Source organism: Actinomyces lilanjuaniae, from assembly GCF_003606385.1.
Lineage (GTDB): Bacteria > Actinomycetota > Actinomycetes > Actinomycetales > Actinomycetaceae > Actinomyces > Actinomyces lilanjuaniae.
On sequence record NZ_CP032514.1, the window covers coordinates 271,846 to 293,819 of the forward strand.

Below are 21,974 nucleotides of genomic sequence, written 5' to 3' on the forward strand. Positions count from 1 at the left end.
GTGCGTTCGCGTGACATGGGTCCGGAGGAGGCGTTCGCCAGGGCTGAGGAGCTGCTGGCGAAGTGGCTGCGTGAGGAGGGGGGCTCCTGTCTTGAGATCGAGACTATTGGCATCGGGCTCGTCCAGCACGGCACGATGTGGATGACTGTTGACGGGGAGACCAGGAGTGTCCAGCCGGAGTCCAGCGAGACGGGGTTTGCTGTGGACCACCTGCGTGAGAAGCAGGTGGTTGCTGGGTGGGGTGCGTGGACGTGGTGCCGGCTGTGGATGGTGGCGGGGGAGTGGGTGCTGCACCAGGAGTGTGACTGGATGCGCGAGCCGGTGTTCGAGCGGCCCTCGATTGGTGAGGATGAGTACTCGATTGAGCTGGACCTCTATCCCCGGGATGCGGAGAACATTCCTGTGTGGCTGGCAGAGCGGGTGGCGGCCAACGAGAGACGGAAGGCCGCTAACGCGCGTCGTCGCGAGGCCAGGAGAGCCCGGAAGGAGAGGGAGCGCCAGGCGGCCCAGGCCCAGGCCGCTGAGGCCACCGACCAGCAGGGCGGGTGGGAGACCACCTAGGCCATTAGTTTTTCTTCGCGCCAGGAAATAGACCGTGACAAGACAGAGAACAACCAGAAAGGACAGCCGTGACCCAGCACCCGGACCACCCCGCTGCGTCTGACTCCGCAGCGGCCAGCAGCCCGCAGCACCCGCCGCAGGAGGAGGCGGACATGGTTCTCCTGGAGGTGGAGCCCGGCGTGGCCGTGCTCGTGGCGCAGGCGGTGCCGCAAGGCTGGACGGTCGAGGTCTTCGGCCTGGGGAGCACTCTGCCCGCCAGATCGTCCAGGCCCTGGACGACGCCGTGGGCGGGGCAGGCCTGGTGGCCCCGGGGGCCTCCACCCAGGGGCTGGTCCGGCTCTCACCAGAGACGCTTGCCAGCCTCGCCGCCATGCCCGCCCGGGCACAGGGTGGCAGCCTAGGAGGCCTCGACCAGGCGCGCGCTCAGGCGAGCCCGCAGACGAGCGGGGACGCCCTCCGGGTCTGCTGGCTGCCTGCGGGCAGCGCGCAGGCAGCCGACCTGCTCCAGGGACTCGGCCGCGCCCAGCCGCTGCTGAGGCTCAGCGCCCACATGACCTTCATCGTGCAGGCTCTTGAGGAGGGCACGGGCCTGGTGCGCTCCGCGTTTGAGACCCGCTACGAGGACCACTGGCCCGCGATCAGCGACATGCGTGAGACCCTCCTGGGGATCATTGCCCGCTCCCGTGAGACCGGGGTCATCCCCAGGCTGTCCACCGTCGGCGCCATCGCCCCGGACAGAGTGGTCAACGACGAGCATGCCTTCTTTGCCCGCCGCGTCTACAAGCACCGGGAGCACCTGGACACTTACAGTGCCGCCCGCTGGGAGTACCTGAGGGGCAACATCGAGCAGATAGTTGCCGACTACCAGGGCTATCTCACGATGGAGACCATCGACAGCGGGAGGTGGATACTGAGCCCGGGCAGGTTCGCCACGATGACCAGCCGGCCTCCTGACATCGAGAAGACCATGACCTACCAGTCCGTCAACATGCCGGCCAGGTATCAGGAGAAGCTAGGCCACGTGGCCGAGGTCCTCACGATGATCGACGCCCAGCGCCACCTGTGCGCGGAGGTCACCGGTCGGTCCTGGCCCCCGCACGCCCCCGAGCAGCTGGGCGGCGCCACCTTTGATGAGACGGTTGCGGCGATGAGGCGCCACGTGGACCGCCTGCGCGGCAGGTCCGCGGAGGAGCCGCTGGCCGTGGCACCGGCGCTCCAGGTGGTCGGGCAGGAGGTGCCCGGCCAGGCCCTGGCAGCGCTGCGCTGGCTGCTGCCCGCCCCGGAGCCCCTCGTCGCCCTGGCCGAGGTGGACCGGGGAAGCCTGACCGGAGCGGCCCAGGGCCTGCGGCCTGGCCCCGACGGGGGACCGGCGGCGCAGGCGAGCACCTACCTGGGCGTCACCTCCACCCGACTCTTCCTCTCCTCGGTGCCTGCGCTGGTGGAGGAGGGCAGGATCGAGCTCAGCCTCCCTCTTGCCGACCTGCGCTACGTCCGGTTCAGGATGGTGGATCGCAGGGCCGTCATGGACATCACCATGAAGGAGGAGGACCTCAGCATCGGCTTCGCACAGTCGGCTGTCTCCTCCGGCTTCACCACCGGTCTCGCCCACCGGGTGGCGGACATCCTGATGACGGCGGCGAGCATCCCCGAGGAGGAGCAGCGCAGTGACCCGCTGTTCACCAGGGCAACCAGCCGTGAGCACCGGGAGTGACGCTCCCGGTCGTGGCGGCACCCGCGAGTGACCTGCCGTGAACGGCGGGAATGACGGGCCGGGCGGCAGGCCCGGCCCGGCTGATCGAGCTGATGAGGAACCCGAGGAAAGACCATCATGACTCAGAACCCTCAACATCCCCACGACCCTGAGGCGTCAGGACCCCAGGAGCCCGGGACCGCAGGTTACGGGGCGGCTTATGGCGACACTGCTGGGCAGCAGCCCGCCTACCCGGGCGGCTACGGCGCCGTAGCGCCGTCGGTACAGGGAGATAGCGGCGGCTTTGCACCACCGTCAGTGCAAGCGAGCGGCTACGGTGCCCCTCCTGCGGGGCTGCCTCCCGGCATGGGGCCGACGTCGACTCCCGGCGGTGGGGGCATGGGCTTCCAGCCCTCGTCCCTCCCGCTGTACCTCCGTGTCCAGGTGGGGCCAGCATGGCGGTGGGCGTGGTCGCGGGTGTCGAGTAATCCCGCTGTCTTTGGCGGTGGTCCGCTGTTCCTGGTGGTTTTCTACCTCCTGATGGCGGCTTGCGTCTTTCCGCTGAGCACGGTGGTGGAGAACGCGTCAGATACTGTGGCCTGGGTTCTCCTGGTGCCGCTTTTCGCGGTGCTGCTGGCATTCCTGCTGGGGATTATGACCGTCACGGTAGGCGCGTACCACGCGTGCCTGGTCGCGGCTCGCGGGGGAGCGTGCGCGGCTGCGGGACTTCCTGGTCTTCCCCAACCGCTGGCGTACCGTGGCCGTCTATCTTGTTGCCACTGTTCTTACTCTTGCCGGGTTACTGGTTATCATCGGTACGCCGATCGTGGCCTACTTCTGCCTCTTTGCGATCTTTGTCTCCCTGGACCAGGGGACGCCCGTGTTCCGGTCTATCTCGCGATCCTTCTCGATGATGCGTCACGGCGCGAGTGGCGACATGGTGCCCCTGTTCCTGGTGATTCTGGTTCAAAATATGGTCGGCGCCTTTACTACAATTGGTAGTATTTTCACTGTTCCCGTGGGGATTCTCATGGCCGCCTACGCCTACGTGCGCCTGAGCGCGTCCAGCCCCGGCCAGCCCGCGTACGGCCAGCCGGGCCACTGGCAGGAGGGCTCCTGATGACTGTCACTAGTGAGGTCGTGGACGGCGTTCCGGTCGTGCGTGCCAGGAGCCTGCAGGAGTGGCGCGACTGGCTGGAGGAGAACGGTCGGCGCACCTCGAGGGTCTGGCTCATCGTCTACAAGAAGGGCGCCTCCCAGGCCAGCGTGCGCTTCCGTGACGCCGTCGAGCACGCGCTGTGCTTCGGCTGGGTCGACAGCAAGGCCGTGAGGCGCGACCGCGACAGCTGCTACCTGAAGTTCCACCAGCGCAGCCCCAGGAGCAGCTGGGGGCGGGCCAGCCGGGAGCGTGCCGAGCGCCTGACCAGGGCTGGGTACATGCGCCCGGAGGGCCAGAAGGTCATCGACGAGGCGAAGGCCTCCGGGAGGTGGGACGAGCACGCCGACGCCCAGAACCTGGTCGTCCCCGAGGACCTGCGGGCCGCGCTGGAGGCGGACAAGCAGGCGCTGGCCCGCTTCTCGGCCTTCCCCCCGTCCTCACGACGACTCATCCTGCAGTGGATATCCAGCGCAAAGAAGCCGGAGACACGTCAGCGCCGGATCACCAGGACCGTCGAGCTGGCGGCACACAACATCCGCGCCAACCACCCCAGCCATAGGTCGTGAGGCGGTGTCATCCCAGCGTGCGTTGTGCCATCCTGGCTCACGTGGATCGGGCTGAGGCGAACGACGTCGTAGGGGCCTGGAGCTGTGTCAGCCAGGAGCGACAGAATTCGGCGGCGCTTGCATCGCGTGAGACAGGCTGTCACCGTTCTAGCGCGGCTCACATCGCCATAACGCATATACCCGTCGTCCTCCCTCCGCCTCCCCCGCGCCCTGGTGTCCGTCACGCCGGGGCGGGACCGCCGACCTCTGAGCTCACATGCCAGGACAGGCGGGACGTATCCGGGAGATATTTCTGCGTTACCCGCCGGTGCTGCCTCTGGCTTGTAGGCTTGGGGACACAGGTTCCCAAGCGCCGCGGCAGAGGCGGTTTGAGCCCGGTGCGCCCGGGCGGATAGGAGATCTCATGCCCGAGTGGTCCTTTGAAGCCCAGATGGAGGCTGTTGACAGCCTGCAGACCCACCTGGCCGAGTTTATGCGCTCCGCAGGCGTGAGCGAGGTGGTGGTCGAGGTCCAGTGCGTGGGCACGCGAGCCGCCGCCCGCACCCGCGCTCTGCGCCCAGGAGGCGACTGGGAGGAGAACGTGGTCCCTGGCCCGATCGTGGAGGAGTCAGTGCGCCTGCGCTCGCCCATGGCCCGCCCCGGAGGAGGCGCGTGGACATGGGCGTCGCTGACCATGAGCAGCCGTGACTACCAGCTGGCCTCCGACTTCGACTACGACCACCAGCCCCAGCTCACCCCCCCGTCACCGCGGACGACTGTGCCGAGGAGCTGCGTCTCTTCCCCCGTGACCCCCGGGCCACCCCCGACTGGCTGGCTCAGGGACGGCGTTGACAGTCTGGCCCAGGAGCGACGTTCTGACACAGGGGCCTGGTCCAGGGGCGACGCTGGCGGTCCCCGACCGTAGCGCATGATGGGGGTCACCCGGTTGCCGCCAGGTGACCCCCGAGGCTGGCGGCTCAGATGAACTATCTGCCGAGGGTCTCAGGCGGACTCGGGCGGCCGGGTAGTTCCCTCCGCTTTGTCCAGGCTGCGATCCCATCGTGTCGTGTCGACAATACACAGCCCAGATCCAGGGTGTAGAAGGCGTCGGTATCTCCTGGTACTCTCCCGGAAACGGGCTTAGGGATCACCAGCCCGCCGTGTCGATGATGGCGCTCTCGCCACGATATCCTCAAGGCAGGCCTGTGCAGCCTGTCGGAAACGACCTCGGCCCTAAGAGACGGCTGGAGGCTGCTCTCGGCATGTGCGAACAGCTCCTGGACCAGGTGCCGGTCAAGGGCTTCAAGATCGACCCTGGTGGAGGAGGGAACTGGGATGACGTCTCTATCAAGGAGCTCTGCGAGCGCGTCGGTTGCAGGTTGGTGATCTCCCGGGATGTATCTCAGGCAGCCAAGCGCCATATCAGAGACAATATGGGTGCGTTGAAGCTTGTCAAGGACCGCCGTAACAGGCTGGCGCACGGCTCGCTGTCCTTTGTCGAGTGCTGTGGGGAAACCGTGACAGTCGGTGAGCTCAAGGAGGTTGCCGACGCGGTCAGTGACTACCTGCGAGAAGCCGTCGGCTGCTTCGATAGCTTCATCGCGCGTGAGATCGTAGGCAAGAGGAGACGGGAAAGAAGACGGGAGGTGCGAGTTTCGTGAGAAAGGAGGTCGGCACCCTCTCGATCCGTGCTGTTGATCTGTTCTGTGGAGTCGGTGGACTCACCCACGGCCTCGCCCGGGCTGGCATAGACGTCGTAGCCGGGATCGATATTGATCCCGCATGCAGGTATCCCTATGAGGCTAACAATGAGGCGAGGTTCGTTGAAGGCGACGTGAATGACCTTGAGGCGTCAGAGGTAGAGCGGCTCGTCGGTGGAGCTGATGTCAGCCTGATTGCCGGGTGCGCGCCCTGCCAGCCGTTCTCGACATACAGCCGCTCTGGCCGCAGCAAGAGGCGCGGTAGCGACTGGCAGCTTGTTGAGACGTTTGGCAGGCTGGTGCGAGAGGTCCAGCCTGACCTCGTGACGATGGAGAATGTGCCGCAGCTGCTGGACCATCCGGTATTTAGCCGGTTCGTGGAGGACCTGAGTGGCTACTCGGTCGGGTGGTCCGTAGTCCAGGCCGCTCGTATTGGTGTCCCGCAGACAAGAAAGCGTCTTGTCCTGGTCGCCTCACGACTCGGCGACGTCGGCCTTCCCCTCTCGCAGGAGGGGAAGGAAGCAAGGACTGTGCGTCAGGCTATCGGGGGACTCCGCCCCATCAGGGCTGGCGAGTCGGACCCCGAGGACCGGCTGCACGTAGCCTCTCGGCTGAGCAGGGTGAACCTGGAGCGGATACGTCATTCGAAGCCGGGGGGGACGTGGCGTGACTGGCCCGAGGACCTCCGAGCCGCGTGTCACCGCAAGACCAGTGGTGCGACCTACCCGAGCGTGTACGGACGCATGTCCTGGGATGAGGCGAGTCCGACCATCACTACTCAGTGCTTCGGATACGGCAACGGGCGTTTCGGGCATCCCGAGCAGGATCGGGCCATCTCACTTCGCGAGGCCGCGATCTTGCAGACCTTCCCGCCGAAGTACAAGTTTGTGCGGCCCGATGAGCCTGTCCGGTTCAACGTCCTGGGCCGCCTCATAGGTAACGCTGTTCCCGTGCGCCTGGGAGAGGCGGTGGGGCAGACGCTGGTGGCGCATGCCGCACAGTTCACTCGTCCAAACCACGCCGTGGAGGCGCACTGAGGGCGGCTGCGTCAGCGAGGGGCTCGTATGGCGTCAGGCTGGGAGCGGAACCGTGGCACGCGGCTTAACGACCGGGCGGCACATCAAGGTCCGTTCGTAAGCACCAGGTGTCTCACGGCTCACAGCTAGTAGCCCGCGATGCCCTAGCCCAGGGGGTAGCCGAGATCGGCGCCGTCGGGCAGCGGGGTGATGCTGGCAAACCTGCGGGCGGCCTGCACCCCGGTAGTCAGGCTGCACTCCGGGCTGCCCGCCAGGGCCAGCAGTGCCTCCTCGGTCAGGTCGGCTCCCTGGCTAACAGCACGGCGCAGGGCGTGCCTGCGGCAGGTGTCGAAGGCCTCCTCGACGTCACGGGCCAGGGCGCGTGCCTCCTGCCTCGGTCTGTGGTGGATCCGAAAGTCGTGCGCCATGTCCATCAGCTTCTGCAGGACAGGCCCGGGAATGTCCGGGACGCGTGCGAGGACCTCACGGACACCTTCCACGGTCATCAGCGGGTCCGCGGCCAGCGGGTCATCGGCGGGAGGCTCCTCAGGGCCAAGGCCGGGGCCAGTGCCGGGGCCGCCGCCAAAGAAGAACTCGTTGACGACCTCGTCCGTCAGTGCCCGCAGGCGCGCCTCCCTCTCATCGGTGGGAGGCTTTCTAGGGCTGAGGTCCACCCCGAAGAAGTAGTCGGAGAAGGAGTCGTCAGCGTACTGCTGCAGGCACTCATCACCCGCTGCCAGCATCTCCAGTCCGCTCAGCTCGACACCAGCGTCGTCGGTGTCAGGTTCCCACCACTGCTGCCCGTCGTAGAGCGCGGCAACAGTCCACCACTGGACGTGCCGGGTCTGTCTGTCCTGTGGTCTCCAAGGCAGGAGCCGGGCAGCCCACTCCGGCAGGCCCCGGCGCGGGTCCTCCTCGCCGGAGTAGCCGAAGGACACGTCCCGGTCGAAGCCCGCCAGCAGTGCCCGGCCACCAGTGAGCTGGATCAACTGCGCCCAGGAGCCGCCGCCGTCACTGTAGTACCACCCGTGGGGCTGCGCTCCGGTGTAGTGCGGAGGGACCAGCACGGTGTCCCCAGGCTCCCCGGTGTCCCCGGCGCGGGGGCCGCCGACCCTGTTGAGGGAGGCGTTCATGAGGGCTGCGTCCACCGCGATATGGCGGGTCATGGTCTCGACGTCGGGCAGGTCGCGGGTTCTCAGGCCAGGGCTGCTGGAGGCGTCGGTGCTCACCCCTCCAACCGTAGCAAGACGTGCCGCTGTCGCGGACGCCACCCCTACCACCCGCTACCATGGTCCCTGCGACAGGGGGAGCGCCCTGTCACCGACTAGTGGAGCGCATGGGGTTGCTTCCTAGACGGGGTCATGTCATACTCTGTCTGCCGCTGCATTACGGTGCGGAGCGGAAGTAGACGCCGGGCGCCTGTGAGGTCATAGGGCCCGGCGTTCGCGCTACCTGGTGGGCTGTATCGTCTCCAGCCGGACGGAAGCAGCCAGCAGGTTCCAGTTTGTGGTTTTCCCTGTCCTCGCGTCGCCGTAAGCACCAAGAACCTGGTCAGGTACCCACAGATGCGGTTCTTCATCACCGTAGGCGTGCTGCAGGCTGAAGCGTGTGGAGATCATCCCGCTTTGACGAGCGATAGCGACAGTGGCTTGATCCTTGTCGTCCTGCTTCCGTTGCCTGTGCTCAAGCACCAACCTCCCGACATCGTAGTCACAGGCAAGAATTGTCACTAGCGTCATGAGCGCCTGCTGGCGTGCCTGCTCTTCGTGAGCACCATGCACCAAGGGAGAGGCGAGGACAATCAGATGGCGGGCAGAGGAGGAGCCGATGACGCGACACGCCTCTTTCCTGACGTGGGGCACGGAGTCCCGCCAGTGGAGCTTGGGTCCTCGCGCGAGTTTCTTCAGGGGGCTGATCGGGTCCGGGAGGGCGTCGTCATGAAGATAGGCGCCGAGCAAGTACATCGACTCGGGTACACCTGTGCGACGGATGCTCTCATCGCCGTAAGCCGTCACCGTCACGGATGAACAATAGCCGAACGGGCGGTGTTCTTCAGCGTCTGCGTCTCCAAGCCAGAACAGCCTGCCTACACCCACCACACGGCCCCGCCACCACCCGCTACCATGGACCCTGCGACAGGGGAGCGCCCCGCCGCCAGGCAGCCCGGGTCCGGCCAGCGTGCCAACCACCACGGCCAGCCCGGCCCCGTCAGCGGCAGCGGCGCTGAGAGTGCGGGCACCCGCAGACCCTCGAACCTGCTCCGGCTAGCACCGGCGAAGGAAGTCGAGACATCTCCCTGGGCAGTGCGCGCAGCACCGTGGCCAGCGTGCCGCCTGCCCAGGCCCTCCGGACCACCATCCTGGAGGCACAGCCATGACAACCATGACAACAACACAGACACCCCAGAGCAGCCGACTCCGGCCGTGCGCTCACACCCAGCCGTGCAGCCGTTCCCAGGTGCGCACTGGCCCCCGGCTGCTGGTTCCGCAGCCACTGACCCGGCTGGGGCCGGGACGCTCCCGTTACCGCCTCAGCCCCGCCCCCACCTGCGCCGCCCGCCTCAGCCCCACCCCTTCCCGCCGCAGCCTTCTCACCGCCGGGGGCGCCGGGGCGCTGGCGGCCACGCTGTCGGCCGCCCTGGCCGCCTGCTCAGGCGGGGACCCCGGCGGCGCAGCCTCCGGCAGCACCGTCACCGTGGTCACCCACGACTCCTTCAGCCTCTCCGAGGACCTCCTCGCCGCCTTCGAGGCCGACACCGGCTACACGCTGACCACCCTGCCCTCCGGTGACACCGGCGAGCTGGTCAACCGGCTTGTTCTCACCAAGGACGCCCCCCTGGGCGACGCCGTCTACGGCATCGACAACACCTACGCCTCCCGCGCCCTGGCCGAGGGCGTCATCGACACCACCGCCGTCCCCGCCCTGCCCCGGGGGCCGACGGCTACGTCGTCGAGGACACCCCTGCCCTGGCCCCCGTCGACGTCGGCGACGTCTGCCTCAACATCGACACCGCCTACTTCGCCGACCGCGACCTCGCTGCACCGAGCACCTTTGAGGACCTCGCCGACAGCGACTACGCCCCCCTCCTGGTGGCCATCGACCCCTCCACCTCCTCCACCGGCCTGGCCTGGATGCTGGCCACCGTCGGCCACTTCGGCACCGGTGCCGGCTCCGGCTTCGCCAGCTACTGGAAGACGCTGGTCGAGGGCGGGACCCGCATCGACGCCGGGTGGTCCGACGCCTACTACACCGACTTCACCGCAGGCGGCGGCCAGGGCTCCTACCCGGTCGTGGTGTCCTACTCCTCCTCGCCCGCCTACACCCTCACCGACGACGGCTCGGCCACCACCACCGCGGCCCTGCCTGCCACCGCCTTCCGCCAGGTGGAGTACGCCGGGGTGCTCACCGGGGCCGCCAACCCGGAAGGAGGCCGGGCCTTCGTGGAGTGGATGCTCTCCCGGGCGGTCCAGGAGGACATCCCCGGCCAGATGTACATGTACCCCGTGGATGCCGAGGCCTCCCTGCCCCCCGAGCTGGAGTCCTTCGGGCCGCTGGCTCCCGACCCCGTCACTGTCAGCCCCCAGGACATCACCGCCCACCGGGAGGAGTGGCTGAGCGCCTGGAGCGGGGCTGTCGGCGCGTGAGCCCGGCAGCAGGCGGGGTGCCCGAGCGCCCGGGGAACAGCGAGCCCGGCAGCCTTGCCCCGGTCACGCGACGGGGCGGGCACGGGTGCACCGGTGGGCACGGGCGTACCGGTGAGCCCGGGCACCCCAGGTCCGGCGGTCACGTCGGCCGGGCAGGAGCGCCCCTGTCCCGGGCCGGCCCGCCCGGCCCGAGGCCCAGCTGGGCGGAGCGCCTGGGCTGGACCCTGGCGCTCGCCCTGCCTCTGGGCCTGCTCGCCCTCCTGTTCGCCTGGCCGGTGGCCACCCTGGTGGCGCGCGGCCTGGCCCCGAGGGCGTGCCTGACCCCGGTGGTGTCGCCGAGGTCCTTACCCGGGAGCGCACCTGGCGGGTCCTGCGACAGACCCTGGTCCAGGCCGCCCTGGCCACCACCGCCTGCGTGGTCCTGGGCGTGCCCGGGGCGCTGGTCCTCTACCGACGCCGCTTCCCCGGGCGGGGCCTGCTGCGCGCCGTGGTCACCGTCCCCTTCGTGCTGCCCACCGTCGTGGTGGGCACCGCCTTCCACGCGCTGGTCACCACCGGCGGCCCCCTGGAGGCGCTGGGCCTGGACGGGACGACGACGGCGGTGGTCGCCGCCCTGGCCTTCTTCAACTACGGCCTGGTGGTACGCACTGTGGGCACCATGTGGTCCCGGCTGGACCCCCGCGCCGTGGAGGCCGCCCGGGCGCTGGGGGCCTCACCGGCCCGTGCCCTGGCTACCGTCACCCTGCCCGCCCTGGCTCCTGCCGTGGCCTCCTCCGCCTCGCTGACCTTCCTGTTCAGCGCCACTGCCTACGGGGTGGTCCTGGTGCTGGGCGGCCCGAGCACGGGCACCGTCGAGACCGAGATCTATGTGCTCACCACCCAGTACCTCGACCTGCGGGCGGCGGCCGTCCTGTCCATGCTCCAGCTCGGTGTCGTCGCTGCGGCCCTGTGGGTGGCCGAGCGTGCCCGACGGGCCACCCAGGTGCGCCTGCGCACGCGTACCGAGGTGAGGCCCACCCGCCTGAGCCCTGCCGACCTGCCCGCCCTCCTGGTCACCGCTGCCACCGTCGCCGGGTTGCTGGTGGCCCCCATGGCGGTCCTGGTGACGCGCTCCCTACAGCGCGACGGCGCCTGGACCCTGGCCAACTATGCCGACCTGGCCACCACCGGGGGGCGCAACGCGTTGGTGGTCACCGTGTGGCAGGCGGCCGCAGCCTCCGTGCGGGTGGCCGTGGTCGCCGCCATCATCGCCCTGGTGGTGGGGGTGGCTGTCAGCCTGCTCCTGTCCCGACGGCCCCGGGGGCGCTGGCTCGCCCGGGCGCTGGTCGTCCTGGACGCCGTCTTCATGCTGCCTCTGGGGGTCTCCGCGGTCACCGTGGGCTTCGGCTTCCTCATCACCCTGAGCCGCCCGCCCTGTCCCTGACTCGCTCCTGGTGGGTGCTGCCCTGGCCCAGGCGGTGGTGGCCGTCCCCCTGGTGGTGCGCACTCTCCTGCCGTCCCTGCGCGCTGTCGACCCCCGCCAGCGCCAGGCCGCCGCCGCCCTGGGAGCCGGGCCGGGCCGAGTGCTGCTGAGCGTGGACGGCCCCAGGCGCTGCGCTCGGGCGGGCTGGCCGCAGGTCTGGCCCTGGCGACCTCCCTGGGCGAGTTCGGGGCGACGTCGTTCCTGGCCCGCCCCCAGGAGCCCACCTTGCCGGTGGTGGTCTACCGCCTCATCTCCAGCCCGGGGGCGCAGAACCAGGGGATGGCCCTGGCCGCCGGGGTCGTGCTCGCCGTGGGGCGGGACTGGTCATGCTGGGATGCGAGGCGCTGGCGCGCGTGGCTGAGCTGAGAGGACAGGAGCGATGACCATGACCAGGACGATCATGACCAGGAGGATCATGACCAGCATGAGTCCCGGGACCAGCAGCAACGGTACGGCCGGTACGACTAGCGGTGCGCCCGGGACCAGTGGCGCCGCCACAGGTGAGGCCGCCGGTACAGCCAGCACGGCCGGCCCGGGCGCCAGGGGCCTGTCCGTACGCGGCCTCGCCGTGACCTATGGGGGGCGCACTGCTACCGGTGCCGTCAGCGGCCTCGACCTTGACGTGGCCCCCGGGGAGGTCGTCGCGCTCCTGGGTCCCTCCGGCTGTGGCAAGTCCTCGCTGCTGCGCGCCGTGGCAGGCCTGGAGGACCTGGCCGCCGGGGAGGTCCGCTGGGACGGTGAGGACGTGGTGGGCCTGCCTGTCCACCGGCGCGGGTTCGGGCTGATGTTCCAGGACGGGCAGCTCTTTGAGCACCGCGACGTGGCCGGGAACGTCGCCTACGGGCTGAGGCGGCTCCCGCGGGGCCAACGTGCCCAGAGGGTGGAGGAGATGCTGGCGCTCGTGGGGCTGTCCGGCCTGGGGCGGCGCCGGGTGGCGACGCTGTCGGGCGGCCAGGCCCAGCGTGTGGCCCTGGCCCGCTCACTGGCCCCCTCCCCACGGCTCCTCCTGCTGGACGAGCCCCTGTCCTCCCTGGACCGTGCCCTGCGTGACCAGCTGGCCGCAGACCTGCGCTCCATCCTGCGTGCCCAGGGAACCACCGCCCTCTATGTCACCCACGACCAGGACGAGGCGATGACTGTGGCTGACCGTGTCGGTGTCATGGGTTCGGGCCGCCTCCTGCGGCTGGACACCCCCGAGAGGCTGTGGGCGCACCCGGGCAGCGACGAGGTCGCCAGGTTCCTCGGCTTCGGGCCGTTCCTGGCCGCGGGGGCGGGGGGCGGGTCCTGCCTCGCCCTGGCGCCCGGGGCGCTGCGGGCACAGGAGTCCGGGGAGACTCTGAGGGTCTCACCAGGCACAGGCTCCGGGCAGGTCGGTGCCGGGGAGTCGGCAGCCACCGGGAAGGCAGGGGAGCAGACGGGAGCACCGGGTCTGAGGACGCAGCCGCCGGTCAGGCTGGTCGGCGCCACCCTGGGCTCGAGGGTGCGCCGGGGCAGGTGGGAGGTGGAGGTCCTCCTCGGGCCCGGCCAGGTGGTCACTCTGGGTGCCGACCGGTTCGTGACCACGGGGCGCGAGCGGGTTGCCGTCGTGGCCAGGGCTGCCAGTCAGCCAGGTGAGCCGGTGATCGCGCTGCTCGACCTGACAAGGACCGCGCTCCTGCCTCGGTACGCAGGGGGCGGGGAGCCGGCCTCATGACGGTGGGCCTGGCGGTGGACGCCGCGATCCTGTGCGAGGGGCGGGGACGTGGGCGGCTGCCGGACTGTGACGGGCAGGCGGGTCAGTGAGAGGTAAGTGAGAGGTAGCAGCATCCCGTAGCCTTGTGCCGGTGGGTGCTGCCGGGACACGGCGGCCCCGCCTCTGGCCACCTGTCCACCACCGCCCGTCTCTCTTCTGCCTTTCCGTTCTGTCTTCTCCGTCTTTCTCGTCTTTTGCCTGTCGTCACCTTCCCAGCGCAAGGAGGCAGTTGTGCCCACCTATGCCCACTACCGCAGCCAGCTGGAGGCGCTGACTGAGCGCCTGCGGGTCTACCTGGACCGCCTGGAGGCGCGCGCTCGCGAGTACACCGCCCAGGCCGCCTCCGTGACCGCCGGGCTCCAGGTGAGCGACCCCGGGGCCGCACAGGAGCACCGTGCAGAGGTCCGTCGCACCGTCATGTACCTCCACACCAAGGCGCAGCGCACCTTCGACCAGCATCTTGCTCCCTTTGGCAGGATCGACGACGACCACCTCACCCCGCAGGAGCGCGCTGCCCTGGAGAACCTCCTGGAGACGGCCAGGGCTATGGTGGGCGACTTTCGGACCCGGCTGGAGCGTGTCGTGGACGGGGCGCCCACCCGGTCCCGGCCAGGCCTGGAGGACCAGGCTACCGACCAGATCCCGGCGTACCAGCCCCCTGAACAGCCCCGGCAGGACCTTGCTCAGCAGGACCTGCCCCACCGCGACGTGCCCCAGTCCGGGTCGGGGTGGGACAGGGCGGTCGAGGACTGGAGGCTGGCCCAGGCCTCCTTCACCTGTCAGCGGTGCGGCACCCGCGTGCCTCTTCCCGAGCTCTACCACGTGGCGGTCTACCTCACCTGCCCGGGTTGCGGCTCCCGGGTCGTCTTCCAGCCCTCCCCCGCCATGCAGGCGGCACCGGAGTGGGCGGAGGAGCTGGCGCAGGAGCAGGCTGCCCCGCAGAGACGCCGCTATGAGGAGCAGACCGCCCAGGAGTCGGCCCCGGGGATGAGGCTGGTCCACGACGTGTACTACCGGCTGGCCTGGTTCCACGCGCTCTCCAGCATGCTGCCCTTCTACGCCAGGACCAGGAGGCAGGCTTTCCTGGGCGAGCTGGGCTCCTGCTACCAGCCGCAGAGCAGCCCGCAGAGTTCCCGCTACGCCGAGATGGAGTACGTCAACATCATCGGCTCCTTCGGGGACTACGCAGCCGTGCTCCGCCAGCAGGGGCTCGCCGCTCACCTGGAGCTGCTGCTCGCTGTGGTGCGCTCGGTCATGCGCCCCGGGGACGCCCTGGCTCACAGCGTGCTGGAGGGCACCTACACCGAGGCCGCCTACCAGCAGCGTGCCGACGCGGCCCTGCGGCTGCCCGACGCCCTGCCGCGTTGACCGGCGTGACCGGAGGCTGACCCGCCCCTGTCCTGGACCTGCCCGACGACCCCTCCGAGAGGACTCCACCATGTCCGGATACAGCGCCGAGAGCTACTACCGCCTGGACCTGCCCCACGGCTTCAGCCGTCCCATGAACGTGGGGATACCGGGGGAGGAGATGGTCCACCTGCACTATCCGCAGGTGCCCGCGAACCTGCCCCCGGGCGCTGCCGAGTACGCTCAGGCCTGGTGGCAGACCTGGAGCCCCCTGCTCGACGGGCACATCGACGTCGCCCGTGCCGCTGAGGCGGGCAACATCCCCCAGGCCGAGCAGCTGCTCTACAACTGGGAGCAGTCCGTCCTGCGGGCCAGTGCCGACGCGCACCAGATGGGTGACTTCCAGGGAGGGCGCACCCTGGTGATCGGCTCCGACGAGATCGAGGGACGCTTTGCCGACGTCGTCGACGCGCTGCGGGAGTTCATGCGGGTCCGTGCTGCTGGTGGGGACGACTCGGAGGCTGTCGGTACCGCCCACCTGGCTATCGGTGACCTCCACATCGACCTCAACCGCTTCGTGGCGCTCTTCCTGGCCAGCCCTACCGTCACGGTGACCGCCCAGGTCGAGGAGGCGGATCCGGCCGACCTGGCCGCAGAGGCGGAGCCGGTCGGCCAGCTCGACGCGTCCAGGCGCGTGCCCAGCGACGTACCGGACGCTTTCAATGACACGCCCTGGGACACGCCCTGGGACACGCCCCGGGGCACGCCCCGGGACATTGCCGCTGACATCGAGTTCTGAGACGCCTGGCCCGTCCCGGAGCGGACGGGCCGCCCGCGTTGTGATGAGGCTTCCAGCAAGCTGGCGGACACTGGGCGACGGACCTGGCCGGACCCGGCTAGGCTCGGCAGCCGAGGCCGCCTGGCCAGGCGGGCGGTCCGTGACGCCCTGGCACCGCCGTTCCAGGGCGGACCTGCACGGCACGGGAGACGCGACGCGGGGACCAGACAGGAAGGAGCTCTCTGAGCCGATGGCAGCATTCCAGGTTGACCTGCGCGGGATGGTGGACCTCCTCTCGCGCAACCTCTACTCGGGCCCCCGTGTCTATGTCCGCGAGCTGCTCCAGAACACGGTGGACGCCATCGCGGCCCGGCGCGCCCTGGACCCGGGCTGCCCCGCCGAGGTCACCCTCACTGTCGCCGACGGAGGCCTGACCTGCCACGACACCGGTGTCGGGCTGACGCTGGAGGAGGCCGGAGAACTCCTGTCAACCATCGGTACCTCCTCCAAGCGTGACGAGCTGGGGCTGGCGCGTGGCGACTACCTGGGCCAGTTCGGTATCGGCATGCTGTCGTGCTTTATGGTCTCCAGCGAGATCCTGGTGCGCTCCCGGTCCGCCCGTGCCCCGGACAGCCCCACTGTGACCTGGACGGGCAGCACCGACGGGACCTACGAGGTGCGCGCCCTGGACCCTGGCGACCCCACCAGCCTGGACCATCCGGGCACCAGCGTCACGCTGACCGGCCTGCCCGGCGAGCCGTGGCTGGAGTCGGCCACGGTGCGTGCCCTGGTGGACGAGTTCGGCTCCCTGCTCCCGGTCGAGGTCCAGGTACGCAGTGGTGGGGGGACCCTCACCCGCCACGCCCGCCAGGCCGCCCCGTGGGAACTGACCCGCCAGGAGCAGGAGGACTGGTGCCGTGAGCACCTGGGGGTCGACCCCTTCGACGTCATCGATCTGAAGGTGCCTGCCGCCGGGCTGCGTGGGATCGCGGTAGTGGTGACTGCGGCCCACCCCACGGCCGGCGCCCACCACACCGCCTATGTCAGGCGCATGCTCGTCTCGCGCCACGCGGAGGGGCTGGCCCCGGAGTGGGCCTACTTCGTGCGGGTGGTGGCCGATGCCTCCCACCTGCGCCTGACCGCCTCGCGCGAGCAGCTCGTGGACGACGACCTGCGCTGCCACACCCAAGAGGCAGTCGGCCAGGCGGTGCGCGCCTGGCTGGAGCGCCTGGCGCGTACCGACCCCGGGGGCTTCGCCGAGTTCATGGCCGCCCACGCCGTGGGGCTGCGCAGCGTCGCCGTCAGCGACGGCGCCATGCTGGAGCTGGTGGTGTCCTACGCGCCGATGGAGACGACCCTGGGGCCGAGGACTCTCTCCCAGCTGGCCTCCAGCGGGCAGAGAGTCCGGTTTACCCGGACCGTGGACCAGTACCGGGCGCTGGCGGACGTAGCCGCTGCCCAGGGCATCGTCCTGGTCAACGCGGGCTACGCCTATGAGGAGGAGGTCGTCTCCGCCTTCCTGGCCCGCGCCGACCTCCTGGGTGCCAGGGCGGACATCGCGCTGGTGGACCCCGGCGAGCTGCTGGAGGCCTTCACCCCCTGCTCCCCGGCGGAGGAGGCGCAGGCCCTCGACGTCCTCGTGCTCGCTTCCCAGGCAATCGACCCCCAGGACTGCGAGGTGGTCATGCGCCGCTTCGAGCCGACCAGCCTGCCGGCCCTCTACCTGCCCGACCCTGACCTGGCCGGCCTTGTGGCCGTGCGCGTCTCCCACCCGGCGGCCTCCGGCGTGTGGTCGCAGGTCCTGGGTGTGGCTGACCCGCTCGCAGGCACCCGCGTGCCCCGCCTCGTCCTCAACCGGGCCAACCCGCTGATCGTCCGGCTGGTGACAGCAGGGGCGGATGACGCCGTCGTCGTGCAGATGCTGCGCGGCCTCTATATCCAGTGCCTCCTCCAGGGCAGGCAGACCCTGGGACCCAGGGAGCGCTCGTGGGCCGCCGAGACGCTCGGTGCCCTGCTGGACGCAGCCCTGCCGGGGCCGCAGCCATGACGCCGCGACGCCGCCGCTCCTGACGCCGCCTCCTGCGCTCCTGACCGGAAGGAACCACCCATGACCACACGTGAAGACATCCGTGAGCGCCTCGCCTACGCCGACGCCCTGAGACGCGACCCCCGGGCCTCCGCGCTGGTCGCCGAGGCCGTCACCTGGGCAGACGCCCTGGGCGAGGAGGATCTTCAGGTCGTGGCGCGCCTGGCTCTGACCGACGGCTACCTGCACGGCAACGAGGAGTGGAAGGCGCTGGAACCCTTTGTGCGCAACCTCGCGCGCTACCAGGAGCGCCCGGACCTGTTCGACGCCGACCAGGCCCGCAGGCTGCGTCGGCACTTCACGCGGGTGGTTGCCGTGGCCGCCGCCAACCCGAAGGTGGCCAAGGGGCAGGTGCGCCAGCTGGAGGCCAGCCTGGAGGAGCTCTACCGCAGCGAGGGCGCCTCCATGCACGTGGTCCACGGTGTGCGGGCCACGGTGGCCGGATTGCTGGGACTGGAGGAGGAGGCCGCTGAGGAGCTAGCCGCGTGGAGGGCCACGCCCCGTGACGACAGCTCTGACTGCGAGGGCTGCGACCCCGCGCGCCAGGTGGCCTTCGCCTACCGGACGGAGAGGTGGGAGCTGGCGGTCGCCACAGCGGTGCCTGTGCTGCGCGGGGAGGTCGGCTGCGGTCTCCAGGCCCGCACGGTGCAGTCACGAGTGCTCCTGCCCCTGCTGGCCTCCGGGCGCCCCGGGGCGGCCTGGAACACCCACCTACGCTCCTACCGAGGGCTGCGGCGGGATCCGGGTGCCCTGCTGGCCGTGGGACATCATCTGGAGTACCTGGCGCTGGCAGGCAGGTGGGAGCGGGGTATGGAGGTCCTGCGTCGGCACGTGGGCTGGCTGGACCAGGCGGAGTCGGCCCACGTGCTGCTGGCCGCCCTGTGCGGGATGAGCCTGGTGCTCAGGGAGGTCGAGCGCGCCGGGGCCGGGGAGGAGGCACTGGGTGTGGTCGTGCCCGCTGAGGCCCTGTGGTGCCCCCACCCGGCCATGGGGACGGGCACCCCCGTGTCCCAGGCCTACGCCGGGCTGTCCGCCTGGGCCCGTCGGCTGGCGGCAGCCTACGATCGTCGCAACGGCAACACGACAGTCTCCGACCACCTGGAGCGCAGCCTCATCCGTGCCCCTCTCACCGAGGGTGCCGCTGACGGTCATGCTGACCGTCACGCTTATGGGGGCGGCGCTGACAGCGGCACTGTGGGCGGGGCTGACGGCCGTACAGCGGGGAGGCTGGGGAGTCCGGGGAGCCTCGGCCTGCTGCGGGTGCCCGAGCCCCTGCCTGAGCCCGCACCCACCGACCTGTCGCCCGTCGAGGCCGGCGACGACGCTGATGTCGCCTCCGCCCTAGGGATCATCCCTCCCGGCTCGGGACAGGAGGCGGCGCTCGGCACCCCGGCGCCCGGCACTACGGATGTGGCCGCCTCCCGTGGGCCGCAGCCCGTGCAGGCCCGGGGGGACGAGCCCGGGGAGGAGTCGGCAGAGCAGGGTCAGCCCCTCCCGCCGACGGACCTGGCTCCTCCGGAGCCGGTGCGCGACGGCCAGGACGCCGTGCGCCGCTATGCCGAGCTGCGCAGGGTCGTGGGCTCCTCCTCCCTGGACCACTGGTTCGTGGTGGACCAGGTCGCCACCCGCGACCTCCTGCCCCCCGACCTGGTCGTGGAGGGGCTGGAGGCGCAGACAGGGCTGCTGCGGGCGGCAGCCCTGACCTGCCGTGGGGACATGGACGAGGCCGTCACGCAGCGCCTGCGGGTGCGCTCCCGGCTCCAGGCGGACTACGGGCCGCTGGGGGCCTGCTACATCGACCTGCTGAACCTGGACAACGAGATCACCGCTGACAGCATCGCCGATCGGGACCAGGCCGGTGAGCGTGAACAGCGCCTGGAGCGGGCCACGCGGCTGACCAGCCGGATCGCGGCGACGGTCGAGAGGCTCACCGGTGGTGGTTCGCGCACCAGTGGCAGACACGCTGCCCCAGGCGGTCCCTCTCCCGTCGGTGCCGTGGAGGAGCACGGGCACACAGGGCCGGGAAGCCCAGGCAGGGGCAGTGCGGGCGACCTCCTGGTGCTGGCTGCCGACGCCCTCATGGCGGGCGCCTCGGTCCTGACGGACCTGGAGGCCCGGGAGGAGGCGCTGCACGCCTTGGAGGCGGCTGCCGTCGCGGCCGCAGCGCTACCTGCTGACCGCCACGCCGAGAGGATCGAGGACATCCTGGACATGGCCCGTGCGGAGGTGCTGGCCGAGTGCGGCGACGCCGACACCGGAGGACGGCTGGCGGAGGAGGTCCTGCGCCGTCATGAGCGGGTCTCCCCGGTGCTGGCTGTTCGGGGACGGCGCACCCTGGGGGTCGCCGCGATGCGGACGGGGCGGCTCCCCGAGGCGGTCACGCACTTCCGTGAGCAGACCAGCGTCATGATGTCTGCCGGGATCGCCATGTACACGGTGACCTCCCTGCTGTCGCTGGGGACGGCGCTAGGTGCCTGTGAGCGCTACCTGGAGAGCGCCGAGGTCCTGGAGACGGCCTTGTCCCTGGCTGACAGGGCCGGTGCAGGCAGCCTGGTGGCCTATCTGCACCGGGAGCTGGCCCAGACGACTACGGCGCTGGGCGAGTACCACGACGTGGTGGACCACTCTCTGGCAGCCGCACAGGTCCTAGAGGCTCAGGGGCGGCAGGCAGCGGCTGGCGAGCACCTCGCCTGCGCGGCCGCGGCCGCCGCGAGCACCGGTGACAGCACCTGGGCGGCAGCCCTGTTCCAGCGGGCCGCCGCCACCAAGGACTCCAGCACAGACTCGGAGCGGGCAGAGCGGGGCAGGCTCCTGCGTCGGGCGGCGCGGGCGCTGGTGGACGACAGCCCCCTGTCCACGGCCCGCTCCCGCCTGGAGGAGGCCCTCGCCCTCATGCAGGAGGCCAGGGGGCTTGTTGAGGACGTGCCTGACACCGTCGGATACCCCGCCGCCTGGGAGCTGGGCGACTGGCACGACGACATGGCGTGGATCCTGTGGCGCACCGGTGAGAGCGGCCCTGCCCTGGAGCACTGCGAGAAGGCCTTCTCCGGCTACATGGTCTCCCACGACCGTGAGTCGGCCGCCCGGCCGCTGTGCCTTCTCGCCCGCCTGCACGCCCAGCGTGGCGAGAAGGGGGAGGCCCTGGCTGCGTGCGCGCGGGTGCGTGATCTCCTGGCTCACCCCCGCTGGGACGGTCACGACGCCCTGGGGCTCGTGGACAGTATCGAGGCCAGTCTGGGCTGAGCCTGTCGGTTCGCCACCTGAGAATATGGGGCCTGCCGGGGCTGGTCGGGGGATGATTGACTCCTGAGCACGACCGAGCCCCATCTTGACCCAGGAGGCGCACATGGGCCTGGCAGTATCCCACCGATTTACTGACGACGACCTTCCTGTGGAAGCAGGTCGTTACCGCCTGGTCGCCTCAGGGAGCTGCCCGTGGTGCCGCCGGGTGCTCATCGCCCGTCGCCTGCTGGGGCTGACAGAGGCGATCCCGGTGTCGTGGACCTACGGCAGAGGTGAGGACGGCTACTGGGAGCTGACCGGCCCGGACGGCGCCCCCGGGGAGGACCCTGTCCTGGGCGCTCGGTCGCTGGCGGAGGTCTATGCCACCACCCCCGGCTACGAGCCGCCTCCCACGGTCCCCGCCCTGGTGGACACCACGACCGGGCAGGTCGTCAGCGACGACTCCGGCTCCCTCCTGTTCGACCTGGCCACAGCCTGGTGGGACCTGCACCGCGACGGCGCCCCCGACCTCTACCCCCTGGGGCGGCGCAACTCCACCGACGCCTGGGACCGGTGGGTCGGTGAGCACGTCAACCGAGGGCACGCCGTGGCCACCCACTCCCAGGACGAGGCGGCGGCGGCCGAGGCCGCCAACGGGGTCCTGGTGGCCTTCGACGTCATCGACACCCTGCTGGCCCGGGCAACAGGGATGGAGGCCTCCCGGGAGGCTGGGCTGACTATGCTGGACGGCCCGCCCCTGTCCTCGCTGGTCTCCATCGGCCAGTTCCTGTGCGGGGACGCCCCCACGGGCAGTGACATCCGCCTGTTCACCACGGTGCAGGACTACGAGTACCGCGGACGGCAGGGCTACCCGGACGGGGAGGCCCCGCCGATCTCCTTCTGGCCTGCCCTGGCCCGCTGGTTCCGGGCGCTGGAGGGACGTGCCGGATGGGTCGGCCCTGAGGAGCGCAGCGCCCTGGGACTGTGAGGCAGCTGGGCTGGGGCTCTGTCCCTAGAGTCCCTGGCCGCCGT

Annotated in this window: 19 protein-coding genes; 16 read left to right on the forward strand and 3 right to left on the reverse strand. The window is 70.3% G+C overall.

Annotated elements, in window-relative coordinates; genetic code table 11:
* From D5R93_RS01245 to D5R93_RS01275, 7 genes are all read left to right on the forward strand, one after another.
* Nucleotides 1–561 (forward strand): hypothetical protein, encoded by a 561-nt coding sequence (locus D5R93_RS01245; RefSeq protein ID WP_162933754.1) that lies wholly within the window; start codon nucleotides 1–3, stop codon nucleotides 559–561.
* Between the two features lie 283 nt (nucleotides 562–844).
* On the forward strand, nucleotides 845–2,272 hold the full coding sequence (locus D5R93_RS01250; RefSeq protein ID WP_120203315.1) for a hypothetical protein: 1,428 nt from the start codon (nucleotides 845–847) through the stop codon (nucleotides 2,270–2,272).
* A gap of 736 nt (nucleotides 2,273–3,008) precedes the next feature.
* Nucleotides 3,009–3,371 carry a hypothetical protein gene (locus D5R93_RS01255; RefSeq protein WP_120203318.1) on the forward strand — a complete coding sequence of 121 codons (363 nt, stop codon included), beginning with the start codon at nucleotides 3,009–3,011 and terminating at the stop codon, nucleotides 3,369–3,371.
* Nucleotides 3,371–3,976, forward strand: a complete 606-nt coding sequence (locus D5R93_RS01260; RefSeq protein ID WP_120203320.1) for a YdeI/OmpD-associated family protein — start codon at nucleotides 3,371–3,373, stop codon at nucleotides 3,974–3,976. The genes D5R93_RS01255 and D5R93_RS01260 overlap by 1 nt, the downstream gene beginning before the upstream one ends.
* 403 nt (nucleotides 3,977–4,379) lie before the next feature.
* A complete protein-coding gene (locus D5R93_RS01265) occupies nucleotides 4,380–4,880 on the forward strand; it encodes a hypothetical protein (protein ID WP_120203323.1) in 501 nt (166 codons plus the stop codon).
* A gap of 241 nt (nucleotides 4,881–5,121) precedes the next feature.
* Nucleotides 5,122–5,616: an MAE_28990/MAE_18760 family HEPN-like nuclease gene (locus tag D5R93_RS01270; RefSeq protein WP_243107006.1), complete on the forward strand. Its 495-nt coding sequence runs from the start codon at nucleotides 5,122–5,124 to the stop codon at nucleotides 5,614–5,616.
* On the forward strand, nucleotides 5,613–6,692 hold the full coding sequence (locus D5R93_RS01275; protein WP_119836220.1) for a DNA cytosine methyltransferase: 1,080 nt from the start codon (nucleotides 5,613–5,615) through the stop codon (nucleotides 6,690–6,692). Before D5R93_RS01270 ends, D5R93_RS01275 begins: the two co-directional genes overlap by 4 nt.
* A 143-nt stretch (nucleotides 6,693–6,835) precedes the next feature.
* Here the strand turns inward: D5R93_RS01275 and D5R93_RS01280 are convergent, their stop codons facing one another.
* The 3 genes from D5R93_RS01280 to D5R93_RS13735 all read right to left on the reverse strand — a co-directional run bounded on the left by D5R93_RS01280 (nucleotide 6,836) and on the right by D5R93_RS13735 (nucleotide 9,373).
* Nucleotides 6,836–7,900, reverse strand: coding sequence for a hypothetical protein (locus D5R93_RS01280; RefSeq protein WP_119836221.1), 1,065 nt, complete (start codon nucleotides 7,898–7,900; stop codon nucleotides 6,836–6,838).
* A gap of 219 nt (nucleotides 7,901–8,119) precedes the next feature.
* Nucleotides 8,120–8,692: a hypothetical protein gene (locus D5R93_RS01285; RefSeq protein WP_162933756.1), complete on the reverse strand. Its 573-nt coding sequence runs from the start codon at nucleotides 8,690–8,692 to the stop codon at nucleotides 8,120–8,122.
* A 501-nt stretch (nucleotides 8,693–9,193) separates the two neighbouring features.
* Nucleotides 9,194–9,373 (reverse strand): hypothetical protein, encoded by a 180-nt coding sequence (locus D5R93_RS13735; RefSeq protein WP_243107106.1) that lies wholly within the window; start codon nucleotides 9,371–9,373, stop codon nucleotides 9,194–9,196.
* 300 nt (nucleotides 9,374–9,673) lie between these two features.
* Between D5R93_RS13735 and D5R93_RS14665 the strand changes: the two genes are divergently transcribed.
* The 9 genes from D5R93_RS14665 to D5R93_RS01325 all read left to right on the forward strand — a co-directional run bounded on the left by D5R93_RS14665 (nucleotide 9,674) and on the right by D5R93_RS01325 (nucleotide 21,930).
* On the forward strand, nucleotides 9,674–10,315 hold the full coding sequence (locus D5R93_RS14665) for a thiamine ABC transporter substrate-binding protein (protein WP_341466854.1): 642 nt from the start codon (nucleotides 9,674–9,676) through the stop codon (nucleotides 10,313–10,315).
* Between the two features lie 313 nt (nucleotides 10,316–10,628).
* Nucleotides 10,629–11,738: an ABC transporter permease gene (locus D5R93_RS13740; protein ID WP_243106868.1), complete on the forward strand. Its 1,110-nt coding sequence runs from the start codon at nucleotides 10,629–10,631 to the stop codon at nucleotides 11,736–11,738.
* A gap of 270 nt (nucleotides 11,739–12,008) precedes the next feature.
* Nucleotides 12,009–12,143 carry a hypothetical protein gene (locus D5R93_RS14430; RefSeq protein WP_279221376.1) on the forward strand — a complete coding sequence of 45 codons (135 nt, stop codon included), beginning with the start codon at nucleotides 12,009–12,011 and terminating at the stop codon, nucleotides 12,141–12,143.
* 19 nt (nucleotides 12,144–12,162) lie between these two features.
* Nucleotides 12,163–13,470, forward strand: coding sequence for an ABC transporter ATP-binding protein (locus D5R93_RS01300; protein ID WP_243106869.1), 1,308 nt, complete (start codon nucleotides 12,163–12,165; stop codon nucleotides 13,468–13,470).
* A gap of 270 nt (nucleotides 13,471–13,740) precedes the next feature.
* Nucleotides 13,741–14,877: a TFIIB-type zinc ribbon-containing protein gene (locus D5R93_RS01305; RefSeq protein ID WP_120203328.1), complete on the forward strand. Its 1,137-nt coding sequence runs from the start codon at nucleotides 13,741–13,743 to the stop codon at nucleotides 14,875–14,877.
* A 70-nt stretch (nucleotides 14,878–14,947) separates the two neighbouring features.
* Nucleotides 14,948–15,655 carry a DUF6620 family protein gene (locus tag D5R93_RS01310; RefSeq protein ID WP_120203330.1) on the forward strand — a complete coding sequence of 236 codons (708 nt, stop codon included), beginning with the start codon at nucleotides 14,948–14,950 and terminating at the stop codon, nucleotides 15,653–15,655.
* Between the two features lie 229 nt (nucleotides 15,656–15,884).
* Nucleotides 15,885–17,681 (forward strand): HSP90 family protein, encoded by a 1,797-nt coding sequence (locus tag D5R93_RS01315; RefSeq protein WP_119836225.1) that lies wholly within the window; start codon nucleotides 15,885–15,887, stop codon nucleotides 17,679–17,681.
* Nucleotides 17,682–17,741: 60 nt separating this feature from the next.
* The gene (locus tag D5R93_RS01320; RefSeq protein WP_120203333.1) at nucleotides 17,742–20,963 is read left to right on the forward strand and encodes a hypothetical protein; all 3,222 of its coding nucleotides are present in this window, start codon (nucleotides 17,742–17,744) and stop codon (nucleotides 20,961–20,963) included.
* 103 nt (nucleotides 20,964–21,066) lie between these two features.
* The gene (locus D5R93_RS01325; protein ID WP_119836227.1) at nucleotides 21,067–21,930 is read left to right on the forward strand and encodes a glutathione S-transferase C-terminal domain-containing protein; all 864 of its coding nucleotides are present in this window, start codon (nucleotides 21,067–21,069) and stop codon (nucleotides 21,928–21,930) included.
* Nucleotides 21,931–21,974: the final 44 nt, after the last annotated feature.

Coding starts and splice junctions, on each gene's coding strand:
- D5R93_RS01260 (WP_120203320.1), top strand. CDS start 3,371: ATGACTGTCACTAGTGAGGTCGTGGACGGCGTTCCGGTCGTGCGTGCC.
- D5R93_RS01265 (WP_120203323.1), top strand. CDS start 4,380: ATGCCCGAGTGGTCCTTTGAAGCCCAGATGGAGGCTGTTGACAGCCTG.
- D5R93_RS01270 (WP_243107006.1), top strand. CDS start 5,122: ATGATGGCGCTCTCGCCACGATATCCTCAAGGCAGGCCTGTGCAGCCT.
- D5R93_RS01300 (WP_243106869.1), top strand. CDS start 12,163: ATGACCAGGACGATCATGACCAGGAGGATCATGACCAGCATGAGTCCC.
- D5R93_RS01310 (WP_120203330.1), top strand. CDS start 14,948: ATGTCCGGATACAGCGCCGAGAGCTACTACCGCCTGGACCTGCCCCAC.
- D5R93_RS01315 (WP_119836225.1), top strand. CDS start 15,885: ATGGCAGCATTCCAGGTTGACCTGCGCGGGATGGTGGACCTCCTCTCG.
- D5R93_RS01320 (WP_120203333.1), top strand. CDS start 17,742: ATGACCACACGTGAAGACATCCGTGAGCGCCTCGCCTACGCCGACGCC.
- D5R93_RS01325 (WP_119836227.1), top strand. CDS start 21,067: ATGGGCCTGGCAGTATCCCACCGATTTACTGACGACGACCTTCCTGTG.